This is a genomic window from Streptomyces sp. NPDC052114 (assembly GCF_040680155.1).
In the GTDB taxonomy this organism is placed as follows: domain Bacteria; phylum Actinomycetota; class Actinomycetes; order Streptomycetales; family Streptomycetaceae; genus Streptomyces.
The window spans coordinates 346695-360495 of the sequence record NZ_JBFAWC010000004.1; the positions used below are offsets into that span (position 1 = coordinate 346695).

General features: G+C 72.9%; 10 protein-coding genes. 4 read left to right on the top strand and 6 right to left on the bottom strand.

Features of this window, described 5'->3' with window-relative positions:
* Window positions 1-279: 279 nt before the first annotated feature.
* The 3 genes from AB0L89_RS11440 to AB0L89_RS11450 all read right to left on the bottom strand — a co-directional run bounded on the left by AB0L89_RS11440 (window position 280) and on the right by AB0L89_RS11450 (window position 3210).
* Window positions 280-1302: a CDP-alcohol phosphatidyltransferase family protein gene (locus tag AB0L89_RS11440; RefSeq protein WP_365138055.1), complete on the bottom strand. Its 1023-nt coding sequence runs from the start codon at window positions 1300-1302 to the stop codon at window positions 280-282.
* A 193-nt stretch (window positions 1303-1495) separates the two neighbouring features.
* Window positions 1496-2728, bottom strand: coding sequence for a macrolide-inactivating glycosyltransferase (gene mgt, locus AB0L89_RS11445; protein WP_365138058.1), 1233 nt, complete (start codon window positions 2726-2728; stop codon window positions 1496-1498).
* An 80-nt stretch (window positions 2729-2808) separates the two neighbouring features.
* Window positions 2809-3210, bottom strand: coding sequence for a MarR family winged helix-turn-helix transcriptional regulator (locus AB0L89_RS11450; protein ID WP_365138566.1), 402 nt, complete (start codon window positions 3208-3210; stop codon window positions 2809-2811).
* Window positions 3211-3413: 203 nt separating this feature from the next.
* On the opposite strand from AB0L89_RS11450, the gene AB0L89_RS11455 reads away from it, so the two are divergent.
* Window positions 3414-4496 (top strand): hypothetical protein, encoded by a 1083-nt coding sequence (locus tag AB0L89_RS11455; RefSeq protein WP_365138061.1) that lies wholly within the window; start codon window positions 3414-3416, stop codon window positions 4494-4496.
* 657 nt (window positions 4497-5153) lie between these two features.
* Here AB0L89_RS11455 and AB0L89_RS11460 read toward each other — a convergent pair.
* Window positions 5154-6593: an MFS transporter gene (locus AB0L89_RS11460; RefSeq protein WP_365138064.1), complete on the bottom strand. Its 1440-nt coding sequence runs from the start codon at window positions 6591-6593 to the stop codon at window positions 5154-5156.
* 155 nt (window positions 6594-6748) lie between these two features.
* Here AB0L89_RS11460 and AB0L89_RS11465 point away from each other — a divergent pair, with 155 nt between their 5' ends.
* A complete protein-coding gene (locus AB0L89_RS11465) occupies window positions 6749-7564 on the top strand; it encodes a helix-turn-helix transcriptional regulator (RefSeq protein ID WP_365138067.1) in 816 nt (271 codons plus the stop codon).
* A gap of 32 nt (window positions 7565-7596) precedes the next feature.
* Here AB0L89_RS11465 and AB0L89_RS11470 read toward each other — a convergent pair whose 3' ends face one another.
* Both AB0L89_RS11470 and AB0L89_RS11475 read right to left on the bottom strand, forming a co-directional pair.
* On the bottom strand, window positions 7597-9204 hold the full coding sequence (locus AB0L89_RS11470) for an alpha/beta hydrolase (RefSeq protein WP_365138070.1): 1608 nt from the start codon (window positions 9202-9204) through the stop codon (window positions 7597-7599).
* 135 nt (window positions 9205-9339) lie between these two features.
* The gene (locus AB0L89_RS11475; RefSeq protein ID WP_365138073.1) at window positions 9340-11559 is read right to left on the bottom strand and encodes an MMPL family transporter; all 2220 of its coding nucleotides are present in this window, start codon (window positions 11557-11559) and stop codon (window positions 9340-9342) included.
* Between the two features lie 276 nt (window positions 11560-11835).
* Here AB0L89_RS11475 and AB0L89_RS11480 point away from each other — a divergent pair, with 276 nt between their 5' ends.
* Together AB0L89_RS11480 and AB0L89_RS11485 are read left to right on the top strand one after the other, a co-directional pair.
* Window positions 11836-13071 carry a sensor histidine kinase gene (locus AB0L89_RS11480; protein WP_365138076.1) on the top strand — a complete coding sequence of 412 codons (1236 nt, stop codon included), beginning with the start codon at window positions 11836-11838 and terminating at the stop codon, window positions 13069-13071.
* Complete coding sequence (locus AB0L89_RS11485; RefSeq protein ID WP_365138079.1) at window positions 13068-13796, top strand: response regulator transcription factor; 729 nt, start codon at window positions 13068-13070, stop codon at window positions 13794-13796. The genes AB0L89_RS11480 and AB0L89_RS11485 overlap by 4 nt, the downstream gene beginning before the upstream one ends.
* Window positions 13797-13801: the final 5 nt, after the last annotated feature.

Consider the following 13801-nt stretch of genomic DNA (forward strand, 5'->3'; position numbering starts at 1 on the left):
AAGATCTCCGGGTGTTGGGACGAAACCCTGTCGGATTGACGCGCGCAGATCAATACCTACATGCAGCTGTGACTTGTTCAACAAGGTTCTGTAATAACAAATCGGCCCCGCGCCGACGGAACGGGACATCCCGGGTCACAGACCCCCCAACTCCGGGTAACAGCGGCGGGCTTGCACGCGAACGCCGGGCGGACGGGATGAGCTCCCGTCCGCCCGGCGTTCGGGGACGAACCCGGTGAATTCGATGGCCGTGCGGCGCCGGACGGCGCCGCGGTCCGGCTAGGCCGCGGTGGCGATCTTCTGCTCCTCGAAGGAGTCGATCGTGCGCGTGAAGTCCCGCGTCGAGAGCAACAGCTTGTAGATGATGGCGAGTTCGAACACCAGAAGGAGCGCACCGGAGACGATCGTCGCGGGCATCACCACGTCGAAGAGCGGGCCGATCATGAAGACGCCCATCTGGAACTCGATTCCGCTCACCAGGTGCGCGCGGATGCGGTGGCGCAGCAGGAAGGACCGGACCCGCAGGTAGGCAGGGAACTTCCGCCGGAACTCCTGGTGCAGGTCGATCACCTGCGCCTTGCGCGCCGGTGCCGTCTCCCCGTCGGCACCGGCCTGCCCCTCGGCGCCCGTCCCCTCGGCACCCGCCTCCTCGGCGGACCGCACGGCGCGGTCGGCCTCGTCCGTGGCCCGCTGGAGGTCCTGCTCGATGTCCGCCGAGGGGTTCTCCCGCAGCAGGTCCTCCATGAAGGCGAGCTCCGCCTCGTTCTGCGCGCGCCGGGCGGCCCGCATGCGCGCCTTGATCTGCTTGCGCATGGAGTGGCGGATCTTGAAGATCTCCAGCGAGTTGATGTAGCGCAGGGTGTCGAGGGCGACGACGGCGAGCGCGAGCCAGATGTAGAGGGTGTCGCCGGTGCGGTGGTACTGGCCGCCCATCAGCGCGACGCCGCACACCATGACGCGGATGCGGTCGAAGACGAAGTCCAGCCAGGCACCGAAGACCGAGCCCTGCCCGGTGAGCCGGGCGACCTTGCCGTCCATGCAGTCGAGGATGAAGCTCAGGTGGTAGATCACCGCGCCCAGGGCGAGCCAGCGCCACTCGCCGAGCGCGAAGCACGCGGCGGAGCCGAGGCCGAGGAGGAACGCGCCCCAGGTGATCTGGTTGGGCGTGATTCTCGTACGCATCGCGGTGAGCCGCACGAGCGGCGTGGCGACCGGGTCGACGAGCAACACGGTCCACCACGCGTCGCGCTTCTTCTGGGTGATGCGGCGCACCTCTGCGAGGGGCGGTATGTCTCGGCGCATGGGGGTCAACTTCCTGGCGTTCGGCGAAAGTTCACCTCACGCTAGGAAGGGGTTCGCCCAAGGAACAAGATCCGCCCCGTGCAACCTTTGACCGGGGGTAACGGTCAACCCTTCGGGACGAGTCAATGGCCCTCCCAGCACAGTGCCGCGTTACCTGAGCGTTACCGAATGACCGGGACGTTATCGAATCGCGTCACGGAGCGTTACGTCGGGCCCGGTCGGCCCGCGCCCTGTCCAGCTCCTCCTCGATGAGATCGGCGGCCATCCGGGTGCCGCCCTCCCCCGCCATCGAGGCCTGGATCTCCCCCAGCCTGCGGGCCACCTCGGGGTCCCCGACCAGGGTGAGGACCGCCTCGCGCAAGGTCCGCGCGGTGACCTCGGCCATGGGCAGGTGCCGGGCGACGCCGAGCCCCTGGAGCATGTCGGCGTTGCCGAACTGGTCGGTGGCCTGCGGCACGGCCACCATCGGCGTCGCGGTGGCGAGCCCCTCCTGGCTGCCGCCCGCCCCGGCGTGCGTGATGAACGCGTCGGCCTTCTTCAGGACCGCCAACTGCGGTACCCAGTCCCGCACTTCCACGTTCGCGGGCACGTCCCCGAGGTCGGCCGCGGTGACGTGCCTGCCGACCTGGAGCACCACGTGCCAGCCGGGCAGGCCGCCGAAGGCCTCGACGCACGCCCGGTAGAAGTCGGGCTGCTTGGTGAAGGCCGAGCCGAGCGAGACGAGCAGCACCTTCTCCGCGTCCGCGGGCCGCTCCCAGTCGCCCTGCGCGGCGCGGTCGCCCTGGCAGGCGCCGACGAAGGTGTGCACGGACCCGTCGACCCGGTCGGCGTTCGGCTGGAGCGCCCTGGGGATCAGCACCAGCGAGCGCGGCGGCCGGCCGACGAAGGGGTCGGGGTGCTGGGTGATGCCGTTCTCCGCGAGCCAGGCGGTGAAGCGGTCGTAGTACGCCCGGCCGCGCTCGCTCGCCTTCAGCTCCGCGTACATCGGCTCGGCGACCTCCTCCTCGTACCCCTCCCAGGCCACCAGGTTCGGCGAGAGCGAGATCTCGGGGACGCCCCAGCGGCGGGCGAGGACGCGCGCCGGATAGGAGGTGATGTCGTGCAGGACGATGTCGGGCTCGTCGCCCTCATAGGCGCGGGCCAGCTCCGGCAGGACCTGGATCGCGTCGGTGAGGAACGGCTCGATGTTGTCGATCAGTTCGGTGCCCCACGCCTCCGGGTCGGCGTCGGGCAAGGGCAGCGTCGTGGTGTAGGGCCGGGGCTCGGCGCCGGTCTCGGCGACCTTCTCCACGAAGGCGTGCGGGATCGCGTAGGTGACGCGGTGGCCGCGGGCGACGAGCTCGCGGATCACTTCGAGACTCGGGTTGACGTGCCCGTGGGCGGCGATCGAGAACATGGCGACGTGGGCGGGCCGGGATGCGGTCATGTGACGACTCTAAGCGAGACGATACGTATCGTGCAATCTTTGCCGCCCACCTCTCCGGCCCACCCCTCGCCCCCGGCGGACTACTCGACCCCGGTGGCGCTCCGCGCGGACTCGTTGTAGCGCAGCAGGTAGTCGGCGAACCGCGCCAGATCGGGGCCGCTCCACTCGGCGAGCCGGTCCTCGAACGCGACCTTGCGGGCCTTGCCGACCTGCGCGAGGACCTCGACACCCCGGTCCGTGAGGTGCAGTACATGCACCCGGTGATCGGTCGGGTCGAGCCGCCGCTCCACGAGCCCGGCCTTCTCCAGCGACCCCACCTGCCGGCTGATCGTCGACTTGTCGAGCGTGTAGTGCGCCGCCAGATCCGTGGCCCGGCAGCCGCCCTGGTACTCGAGGTGGCTGAGCAACGTGAAGGAGACGAGCGAGAGTTCGGGGTGCATCCGGGCGGCGGTGGCGCGCGCCCGCCGGGCGAACGCGGTCATCTCCCGCTGAATGGTCTCGATGGACTCGTCCCGGGCCCCGGAAGGGGACCCGCCTCGATCGGTCACGATTTCTCCCTCTCCGCGAATGGTTGTAGAGTACAACACCGTAAAGAGTTGTATATGCCAACCATCTGCCGACCGGCCGCGGCGGCCCGCCGTCCCCGCAGGCCCCTCAGCTGTCGAGAACGATCCGGAGAGACCCCATGTCCGCCACCGCGCAACCCGCGCCCCGACCGCGCGACGTGCTGCGTCACGTCCTCGTCCACCTGGTCACGCCCCTGCTGATGTGCCTGGGCATGGGCCTCGCCTACATGGGCGCGTTCGTCACGCCCGAGCCGCACGAACTGCCGGTCGCCGTCGTCGGTTCGGGACCGCAGAGCCAGGTTCTGGCGCAGGGCGTCAAGGACGAGGCGGGCGACGCCCTGGACGTCAGGAGCCTCGCCACGCGGGCCGAGGCCACCGCCGCGCTCAGGTCCCTCGACATAGCCGGTGCCTACGTGCCCGACGCGAAGTCGCCCGAGCTGATCGTCGCCTCCGCGGGCTCCGACATGAGCGCGATGGCCGTGGAGAAGGTCTTCACGCCGGTCGCGGCCGCGCAGGGCGCACCGCTCCAGGTCACCGACGTGGCCCCGCCCGTCTCCGACGACCCCACGGGCCAGGGTCTGTTCTTCCTGCTCGTCGCCGTGAGCATCGGCTCGTACGCGTCGGTCGCGGTGCTCGGCGCGGCGGGCGCCGGGCTGCGCATGCGGGCCCGTGCCGGGCTCGTCGTGGGCGTGTCCCTCGCCGTCAGCCTGATCGGCGCGGCACTCGCGGGGCCGGTCTTCCACCTGGCGCACCAGGGGCTGTGGGGCGTGTGGGCGATGTCCTGGCTCTACTCGGCCGGTGTCCTGTTCATCGGCCTGGGGCTGCACACGTTCCTCAAGCGCTGGACGACGCTGGCGATGATGGTGCTCTTCGTGATGCTCAACTTCACGACGTCCGGCGGGCTCTTCCGGCCCGAGCTGCAGAACGGCTTCTTCGGCTCGCTGCACGCGTTCTGGAACGGCGCGGGCTTCGTCGAGGGCATCCGCAGCCACCTCTACTTCGGCGGCCACGACCTGGGGCAGCACGTCTGGACGCTGACGGCGTGGCTGGTCGCCGGCCTGCTGCTCGTCGCCGTCGCGGGCCTCTGGGAGCGCGGGCGGCGGAGCGCCGCGCCCGCTCCGGCCGGACGGCACGCGGCGGTGCGGGACCGGGACCGGGAGGAGGGGCGGGAAGAGGAGATGGAGGAGTCGGTCGCGGTGTGACGCGACGGCACGGTCACTGTGCCGCGGCCACTTCGCGCTGGGCACTCCGCTCTGGGCACTCCGCTCTGGGCACTTCGCGCTGGGCAGTTCGCGCCGGGCACTTCGCTACGGGCGCTTTGTCACGGTCACTGCGTCGTCGTCACTTCGCCGCGGTCACTTCCATGTGGTCACTTTGGCGCCGTCACTTGGGCACGGGCACTCCGTCGTCGCCACCGCGTCCCCGTCACTTCGCCGTCGTCACTCCGCTGTCGCCACTCCGTCGCCGTCACTTCGCCGTCGCCACTTCGAGGTCGTCACTTCGGTGCTGTCACTTCGCCGTCGTCACTCCGCCGTCGTCACTTCGGTGCTGTCACTCCGCCGTCACCACTTCGAGGTCGTCACTTCGGTGCCGTCACTCCGCCGCCGCCACTTCGCCGCACTCACCCCGTCGTCACCACTTCGTAGCAGCCACTCCGTCGCGGTCACTTCACCGCCGCCACTTCGGCACGGTCACTTCGTCGCCGCCATCCCGTCTCCGTCACTCCGTCTCACTCACTTCGCCTCCGTCACCCCGTCTCACTCACTCCGTCTCCGTCACTCCGCGACGGTCACTCCGTCGCCGGCACTCCGCGACGATCACCCCGTCGCCGGCACTCCGCCGCCGCCACTCCGTCTCCGTCACTTCGTCGCGGTCGTGCGACCGGGCCGGGCCTCGGGTCCCGGCCCGGTCGCGCCGCCCTGTCCGGTGCCGGGCCCCGGCCCGGCGGCGGACCCCCGCCCGGCCGCCACCGCCAGCCCGGCCACGGCCACCGCGCCCGCCGCCGCCGCGAAGGCCAGGTGCTGCCCCGAAAGCGCCGTCGCGCCCGCGGACGCCACCCCGGCGAGGACCGCGGGGCCCAGTCCGCTGCCGATCTGCAGCGCGGTGGCCGTCACCGCGGCGGCCGCGCCCTGCCGGTCCCGCGGCACGTCCCGCAGGCCCAGCGCGGTCAGCGCGGGATAGGCGAGGCCCTGTCCCACGCCGGTCACCACGAGCCCCGCGAGCACCGGCCACCAGTACGGACTCCGACTGCTCGTCAGGCACCAGAGCAGGACACCGGCACCGGTCAGCAGCAGCCCGGCGGCGAGCACCGCCCGTCCCCCGAGCCGCTCCAGGAGCCGGCCGGTGACCAGCGCCGTGGCGGTCACCGCGGCGCTCACCGGCAGCACCGCGAGCCCGGACCCGGCCGGCGACATCCCCCGTACGTCCTGGAGATACAGCGGTACGAAGAAGAGCGCGCCGTTGACGCAGAAGTAGAAGGCCACCGCGGTGAGCGCCGACGTCCGCACCGCGCCGAGCCGCAGCAGCGTCCGGTCGAGCAGCGCGTCACCGCCCCGCCGCCACCACAGCGCACCGGCCGCCCCCGCACCGGCCAGCGCACCGGCCGCGACGAGCCGACCGCCGCCCCCGTGGGCCATCAGGTCGACGCCGAGGACGACCAGGACGACCGTCGCCACCAGCGCGCAGCCACCGACGGCGTCGATGCGGCGGCCGGTGTCCGGTGCGCCGGCCGGCAGCCTGCGCACCGCGGCGTACGCGGTGAGCAGCGCCGCGGCACCCTGCACCGCGAAGACGAGACGCCAGCCCGCCACCCCGGTGAGGACACCGCCGAGGACCAGTCCCGCGCCGTAACTGCCCGCCTGCGCCGAGGCGAACACGCCGAGGGCCCGGGAGCGGGCGGGCCCCGCGGGATGGAGGTCGGCGACCAGGGCGGTGGCCGCGGGAAGGGTGATCGCGGCGCCCGCGCCCTGGACCGCGCGGCCCGCCGCGACCAGCCAGAAGTCGCCGGCGGCGAGGGCGGGTACGGTCCCCGCGGCCAGCGTCAGCAGTCCGGCGACCAGTACCCGGCGCCGGGGGAACCGGTCGGCGAGGGCGCCCCCGGCGAGCAGCAGCCCGGCGAAGGCGACGGCGTATCCGCTGACGGCCCACGACAGGGCCTGCGGCGGCGCCCCGAACTCCCCGCCGATCGCCGGGAGCGCGCTGTTCAGGACGGCGACGCTGCCGGCGTCCAGGCCTGCGGCGGCACTCAGGACCAGCAGGGGGAGGAGGGCTGTGCGGGGTGGAGGCGCGGAGTTGCTCATGGGCGGCAGCCTCCGCCCGGCGGCGGACCGCCACCAGACACCGCTGGGGGCGCTCCCCGGCGGGGGTGGCCCTGCCGGGGCCACCCCCAGGGGTGGCCCCGGGTGATCGCGACGCCGGACACTGGACCCATGACGGCACCCCGGAGACTCCCCTCATGACCGCCCCGCCGACCGAGCTGGCCCGGTTCCTGCGCACCCGGCGGGCCCGGCTCACCCCCGAGTGCGTCGGTCTCGCGCGCGGTGCGGGGCGGCGTCTGACGGGGCTGCGCCGGGCGGAGGTCGCGACGCTGGCCGGGATCAGTCCGGAGTACTACACGCGCCTCGAACAGGGCCGTCAGCGGCGCCCGTCGCCGGAGGTCCTGGACGCGCTGGCGACCGCCCTGCGCCTGGACGCGGACGGCCGCCGCCATCTGCACCGGCTCACCGCCAGGGCCGAGCCGCCGACCGCGCCCGCCGTGCCCGAGGTCCCCCGGACGGCGCTCGACCTGCTGCGCGGGCTGACGGTGTGGCCCGCCTATCTGGTCGGACCGATGCGGGACGTCCTCGCCTGGAACGAGGCGGCGGCCTGGCTCGTGACCGACTTCGGCGCGCTGCCGCCGCACCGCCGCAACCTCGCGTGGTTCGCCCTCTGCGACCCGGCGGCCCGCGACCTGTTCGCGGACTGGGAGACGGTGGCGCGCGGCAATGTCCACCGCCTGCGCAACGCCCTCGCCGGGCGCCCGGACCACGCGCCCCTGCTGGCCGAACTCGCCCTGCACGGCGGCGCGTTGTTCCACGACGCCTGGAACGAGCACGAGGTGCGCGGCCCGAACACCGGCCACAAGCGGCTCAACCACCCCGAGGCGGGCGCGCTGACGCTCGCGTACACCGGCTATCTGCTGCCCGGCCCGGAGCAGGTGGAGCTGGTCGTCATGACCGCGCCGGAGGACAGCGCCGAGGCCGCGCTGCTGCGGGAGCGCTTCGGACCCTGACCTCGCGCCGTCCGACTCCCTTGACGCGGGGGCTACTTCCGCCGCTCGTCACGCGCGCAGGTGTGGTCCTTCTTCGGCAGTTCACCGCTCAGCAGGTAGTCGTCGACGGCCTTGCGCGCGCAGGCGTTGGGGTAGTCGTACACGCCGTGGGTCCGCACGGGCACCGTCACCAGCCGGGAGCCGCGCATCGCCTTGTGCATGCCGAGGCCCTGCTCGTAGGTGGTGCGGGTGTCGCCGGTGGCCTGCAACTGGAGCACCGGCAGGGAGTTGCCGATCCTGGTGAGCGGTTCGGGCGACTTCTGCTTCCACCAGCCGCACGGCATGGGCGCGTTGTGGAAGGGGCCGAACACCGGCTGGGTCGGGCGGGCCTTCTCGACGGCCTCGCGGTACCACTCGCCGTCACCGCCGGGCATCGAGTTGTCCGCGCACAGGACGGCGAGGGTGAGGGCGTAGTCCCGGCCGGTGCCGGTCTCCTCGGGTCCGGTGCGGAACATGGCGTCGAGCAGCCCCGCGAGGCTCTTCGACGGCTCGACCCGCTCGCCCGCCGCCGCGTCGACGAGGAGCCGCAGCGTGTCGGCGTACTCGGCGTTGTCGCGGTCGTCGGTGCCCAGGAAGTAGAGGACGAACGGCAGGGTCTCCTCGTCGAGCCGGTCGCCGCCGATCCGGATCGGGCGCTCCGCCGCCTTCCTCACCAGCCCTTCGACGGTGGCGCGCACGGCGGTCGGGGTGCGGCCCAGGTGGTACGTCGCGTCGCGCGGCGCGGCCCAGCGGGCCAGGTCGTCCAGGGCGTCCTCGTTGGCGGGGCCCATGGCCTGGGTCATCCGGATGCCGTAGTCGCGGGGGTCGATGGCGCTGTCGAGCACGACCCGGTCCACCCGGCCGGGGAACATCTGCGTGTAGACCGCGCCGAGATACGTGCCGTACGACTGGCCGAACCAGGACGTCCTGCGTTCGCCCAGTGCGCCGCGCACGACGTCCACGTCCCGGGCGATGTTGCGCGTGGAGTAGTGCCGCAGCCGCTCGCCGTACGCGGCGTCGCACTTGCGCGCGTCGTCGACGGCCTTGCGCGCCACCCGGTCGAACGCGGCGCGATCGAAGCCGGTGCCGCGCATCCAGGACAGGCCGTTCAGACCGCAGTCGAGCGGTGAACTCTCGCCGAGGCCACGGGTGTCCATGCCGATGACGTCGTAGGCGGCTGCCACCTTCGGGGTCATGTGGGCGCGCAGCCGCGCGGGCATGTCGAGGCCGTGGCCGCCGGGTCCGCCGGGGTTGGTCTGGATGATGCCGCGCCGCTCCCGGGCGGGCCCGGTGGCCTTCACCCGGGAGACGGTCAGCGCGACGGTGGGGCCTTGGGGGGCCGCGTAGTCGAGCGGGACGGTGACCTTCGCGCACCGCGTGCCGCTCTCGGCGAGCGACGGGTCCTTGCAGGGTCCCCAGTCGAGGTGCTGCCGGTAGAAGCGGTCGAGTCCCTTCATCGCGGGGGCCCGCTCGGCAGAGGAGGAGGAGACGACGGTGGTCCGCCGCGCCGCGGAGGAGCCGTCCTCCCCCGCCGGGGAGCCGCCGTTCGTCGCGCATCCCGTCGCCCCGGCGGCGGCCAGCGCGAGGCCCAGGGCGGTCAGGGTGGTGGTGGTTGCCTTCATGTACGTCCTTTGTCGCTCAAGGGGTGTGCGTTGTTCGCGTGTGCGTTGTTCGGGGGTGCGCCTTGTTCGCGGGTGCGCCTTGTTCGCGGGTGCGCCTTGTTCCGCGGTGTGCGTCGATCACGTCGTGCGCGCAGCTCAAGAGGCTGGCGTCGCAGCGGTGTTGGCGTGCGCCACCGCTGGGTCGGCGTGCGTCGCTCGGGGTGACGGCATGCCGTAGTCGTCCCGCGTCGTCCGGGCCTGCCTGCGCGGCCACCACAGGCCGCGGCCGAGGAGCGCGGCGAGCGCGGGCACGAGGACGAGGGAGAGCACGAGCGAGGAGAGGAGGATCCCGAGGCCGGTGGCGAAGCCGAGTTCCAGGGTGACGGGGCTCGCGGCCAGACCGGCGAAGGAACCGGCGAGCACGATGCCGGCCGTGGCGACGGCGGGCGCGGTGTGCCGCACCGCTTCGGCCACCGCGTGCCGCGCCCCGACCGGCTTGGCCATCTCCTCCTTGATCCGGTCGGTGATCAGGATGTTGTAGTCGGTGCCGAGGGCGACGACGAAGAGGAAGAGGACCAGGGGCAGCGTGAAGGAGACGCCCGGCCGGTCCAGGGCGTGCTGGAAGACCAGCGTGCTCGCGCCCAGGGTGGCGAGGAACCCGAGGCCCACGGCGATCATCAGGACGACGGGGGCGAGCAGGGAGCGCAGCAGCAGGAAGAGGATCACGGCGATCAGCAGGGCCGCGACCGGGAACACCAGGCGCAGGTCGTGCTCCACCGCCGTGGAGATGTCGGCGAAGACGGCGGCCGTTCCCGTGACGTACGCCTCGGTGCCCGGCGGCGCGGCCTTGGCCGCGGTGTCCCTGATGGGGCCCGAGACCAGGTCACGGGCGTGCTGCGTGTCGGACTCGACGCTCAGGAGCAGATCGACGCGTGCCGCCGTGCGGTCCTTGCTGAGCACCGGCCTGCCCACCTCGCCGACCCCTTCCGTCTTGGCGAGCGCCCGTGTCATGCCGGTGAGCGAACCGGCCGTGATGTCGGTGCCGTCGGTGCCGCGTACGTAGACGCTGTGCGGATCGGAGACCCCGGCGGGCAGGCTGCGGGAGATCTGCTCGGCGGTCCTGGTCGCGGCGGTCTCGGGCAGGCCCTGCTGGTCGTAGCTCATCTTGATGCCGACCGTGCCCGCGCCGAGCGCGCCGAGCAGCACCAGGGCGCCGAGCGCGTACCGCACCGGCCGGCCGCTCACCGCGCGCCCCAGGCGGGCGGCGGTGCCTCCGGTGCGCTCCTTCCGCCAGGCGCGGGCGGGCCAGAACATGCCGCGCCCGAGCACGGCGAGCAGGGCGGGCATCAGCGTGAGACTGGCGAGCAGCATCACGAGCACGGAGACCGCGATCGCGGGGCCGAGGACCCGGAACTGTCCGAAGCTCGCGAGCCCCAGGGTCGCGAAGGCCGCCACGATCGTCAGCGCGGCGGACGTGATCGCGCCGCCCACCCGCCGGGTCGTCTCGGCCGCGGCCGTCCGGGCGTCCTGCCCGGGGTGGTTCCGCAGGTGCTCGCGGAACCGGAACATCAGGAAGAGGAAGTAGTCGATGCCGATGCCGAGGAGTACGACGCCGATCAGCGAGGGCGTGGACGGATCGAGGTCGATGCCGAAGAGCTTCGCCGCGCCGACCACCGCTCCGGAGGCGACACCGCCGATCAGCGCGACCGCGACCAGCGGCACGAACGCGGCCGCCGGGCTGCGGAACACCAGGATGTTCAGCAGGACGATGAGGCCCGTCGTCAGCGCGCCGACGACTTTCCCGGTGGTCTCCTCCGCGTCCGCGTTGTCCACCGTGGAGGCGATGCCGCCGGTGAATCCGACGCGCAGTCCGGATTCCGCGAATTCCTTCTTCGCGGTGTCGCGGAATTCCTTGTAGACGTCCTGGACTCCGGGGTCCTGGGGATTTCCGTCGAGCGACACCGTGAGGAGCTGGAAACTCCGGTCGGGGGCCATGGCGCCCGGCGCCACCCGGGGCGTCTGGGAATGGTCCTTCATCAGCGGTTCGGGCTTCGGCGCGGTGAGCCGCTCCCGGCCAAGAACGGCCCCGGCACGGGCGATCCGCCGCTGGTCGTCCGCCGTGAGCCTCGCCTCGTCGTCCCTGGCGACGAGCACGGTCAGGGCGTTGGGGTCGGGCCTGGTGCCGAACTTCTCCTCGGCGATGCGCAGCGCCACGGCCGAGTCGTACTTCTTGGGCAGGAAGTCGCCCGACCGGGAATCGGTGACGTCGTACATCATCGCCTTGCCCACGAAACTCAGGGCCGCGCCGAGCAGGGTCCAGAGGACGACCACCGTCCATCGATGTCGGGTGGAGAACGAGGTCAGCTTGTGGATCATGGTCTTTTCTTCCCTGCTTCTTCCCGGCCTGCACGACGGGCCACGAGGGGTTCTCGGGGCTCCCCACAGGCCATCACGCGCAACCCGCCGGAATCCTCGGCCGCCGGAAGGGGAAGTGACCGGGACCCCGGTCCGGTCATCCGGCGCGGGCAGTACCCGGGTACTGGGGAAAGGCCCCACCCCGCGCCGATCCGCGGCACGGTGGGCCGGGATCTAATGGTGCGGACAGAACGGAACACAAGGGGCCGGCCATCGGCCCCGCTAGGAGGCGCCCGGATGGGACGCGACTACTTCCCTCCGGTACCGCCCGAAGGACGCGAACGGCCCACGCGGGGCGACGTGGTGCTCGCCGTCGTCGCGACGGCGGTCGAAATGCTGGCCTACGTCACGCCGGGCCCGGCCGTCGCCGGCGTTCCGGCGGTCACGACCTCGCCCGTGACCGTGGCCGGTGTCCTGCTGATCGTCTCGTTCGTGCTCCCGCTCATCGTGCGGCGCCGCTGCCCCGTACCGGCCCTCGGCGCGGTCCTCGCCGTGCAACTGGCCGCCAACCTGGGGGTCGCGGCCGACCCGGGCCGCCCCATGACGCACAGCTATGGCGCCGCCGCCAGCATCGCGCTGTACACCGTGGCCCGGTACTCCGGCCCGCGCGCCGTGGTGGTGGGCGCCGCCGTGTGCGTGCCCGTGCAGTTCGTACGGGACGCGCAGGGCGCCGAGCCCTTCGCGATGACGGGCACGATCGACGTCGTCATCACCGCGGCCGTCGTCGCCGTGGGCCTGGGCGTACGGCAGTGGAAGCGGCAGCTGGACATCAACCGCACGCTCCTCGCCGACCGCGCGGTGGCCGAGGAGCGCCGCCGCATCGCCCGCGAGCTGCACGACGTCGTGGCGCACCACGTCACCACCATGTACCTCATGTCGGGCGGCGCGCGGGCCACCCTGGACCGCGACCCCGACACCGCCCGCGAGGCCCTGCTGTCCCTGGAGGCGTCGGGCCGCACCGCGCTGGGCGAGATGCGCCAGCTCCTCGGCGTGCTGCGCGGCACCGACACTCCGGAGGAGGCGCCGTCCGAACCCCAGCCCGGTGTCGACGACATCGAGCGGCTCGTCGCCGATTCGGGAGCCGCGGGGCTGCCCGTCGCCCTGCACGTCACCGGGCGGGCCAGGCCGCTGCCGACGACGGTCGGCCTCACCCTCCACCGCATCGTCCAGGAGGCGCTGACCAACACCCGCAAGCACGCGGGCGCCACCCGCGCCACCGTGCGGCTCGCCTATCTGCCGGACCGCGTCACCGTCGAGGTGGGTGACGACGGCGTCGGTGACACCAGGGCCCCCGGCGGCGGGAGCCGGGACGGCGGATACGGTCTGCTGGGCATGCGCGAACGCGTCGCCCTGCACGACGGTTCGCTGCATGTCGGCAACCGTCCGGAAGGCGGCTTCGCGGTGACCGCCGCGGTACCGCTGCCCGCCGAGGCCCATGAGGGCGCGTACGAGAAGGACAGGACCACCCGATGACCGCTCCCCCGGGTCCGGCGCTGGAGCGGATCACCGTGCTCATCGCCGACGACCAGCCCCTCGTCCGCCACGGCCTCGCGCTGATCCTGCGCTCGGACCCGGCCGTCGAGGTCGTCGGCGAGGCGGGCGACGGCGAGGAGGCCGTCGCGGCGGCCCGCCGGCTCTGCCCCGACGTGGTCCTGATGGACATCCGCATGCCCGTGCTCGACGGGGTCGGGGCGACCGCGCGGCTGGCCGCCGAGCTGCCGGGGTGCCGGGTCCTCGCGCTGAGCACCTTCGACCTGGACGAGCACGTGGTCGGCGCGCTGCGGGCGGGGGCGGCGGGCTTTCTGCCCAAGGACGTCACGCCCGAGGAACTGGTCGCCGCGCTGCGCACCGTGCACCGCGGCGAGGCCGTGGTCGCGCCGCGGCTGCTGACCCGGCTGCTCGCCACGTTCGTGGCACCGGCCCCGGCCGCGCACCCGCTGTCCGGGGACCTCTCCGCGCTGACCCCGCGCGAGGTCGACGTGCTGCGGCTGATCGCCGCGGGCCTCGACAACGCGGCGATCGCCGACCGGATGGAGATCGGCGTGCAGACCGTGAAGAACCACGCCTCCGGCGTCTTCACCAAGCTGGGGGTCCGCGACCGCGCGCAGGCGGTGATCGTGGCGTACGAGTCGGGGCTCGTGCGGGCCGGGGAGCGGGCGGCGGACCGGGGCACGGGGACGGACCGGCCCGCCGGCTGACGTCA

Excerpts from the sequence above, each read along its gene's own strand:
- AB0L89_RS11440 (WP_365138055.1), bottom strand. The coding sequence starts at position 1,302 with ATGCGCCGAGACATACCGCCCCTCGCAGAGGTGCGCCGCATCACCCAG.
- mgt (WP_365138058.1), bottom strand. The coding sequence starts at position 2,728 with ATGACCGCATCCCGGCCCGCCCACGTCGCCATGTTCTCGATCGCCGCC.
- AB0L89_RS11450 (WP_365138566.1), bottom strand. The coding sequence starts at position 3,210 with ATGACCGCGTTCGCCCGGCGGGCGCGCGCCACCGCCGCCCGGATGCAC.
- AB0L89_RS11455 (WP_365138061.1), top strand. The coding sequence starts at position 3,414 with ATGTCCGCCACCGCGCAACCCGCGCCCCGACCGCGCGACGTGCTGCGT.
- AB0L89_RS11460 (WP_365138064.1), bottom strand. The coding sequence starts at position 6,593 with ATGAGCAACTCCGCGCCTCCACCCCGCACAGCCCTCCTCCCCCTGCTG.
- AB0L89_RS11465 (WP_365138067.1), top strand. The coding sequence starts at position 6,749 with ATGACCGCCCCGCCGACCGAGCTGGCCCGGTTCCTGCGCACCCGGCGG.
- AB0L89_RS11470 (WP_365138070.1), bottom strand. The coding sequence starts at position 9,204 with ATGAAGGCAACCACCACCACCCTGACCGCCCTGGGCCTCGCGCTGGCC.
- AB0L89_RS11475 (WP_365138073.1), bottom strand. The coding sequence starts at position 11,559 with ATGATCCACAAGCTGACCTCGTTCTCCACCCGACATCGATGGACGGTG.
- AB0L89_RS11480 (WP_365138076.1), top strand. The coding sequence starts at position 11,836 with ATGGGACGCGACTACTTCCCTCCGGTACCGCCCGAAGGACGCGAACGG.
- AB0L89_RS11485 (WP_365138079.1), top strand. The coding sequence starts at position 13,068 with ATGACCGCTCCCCCGGGTCCGGCGCTGGAGCGGATCACCGTGCTCATC.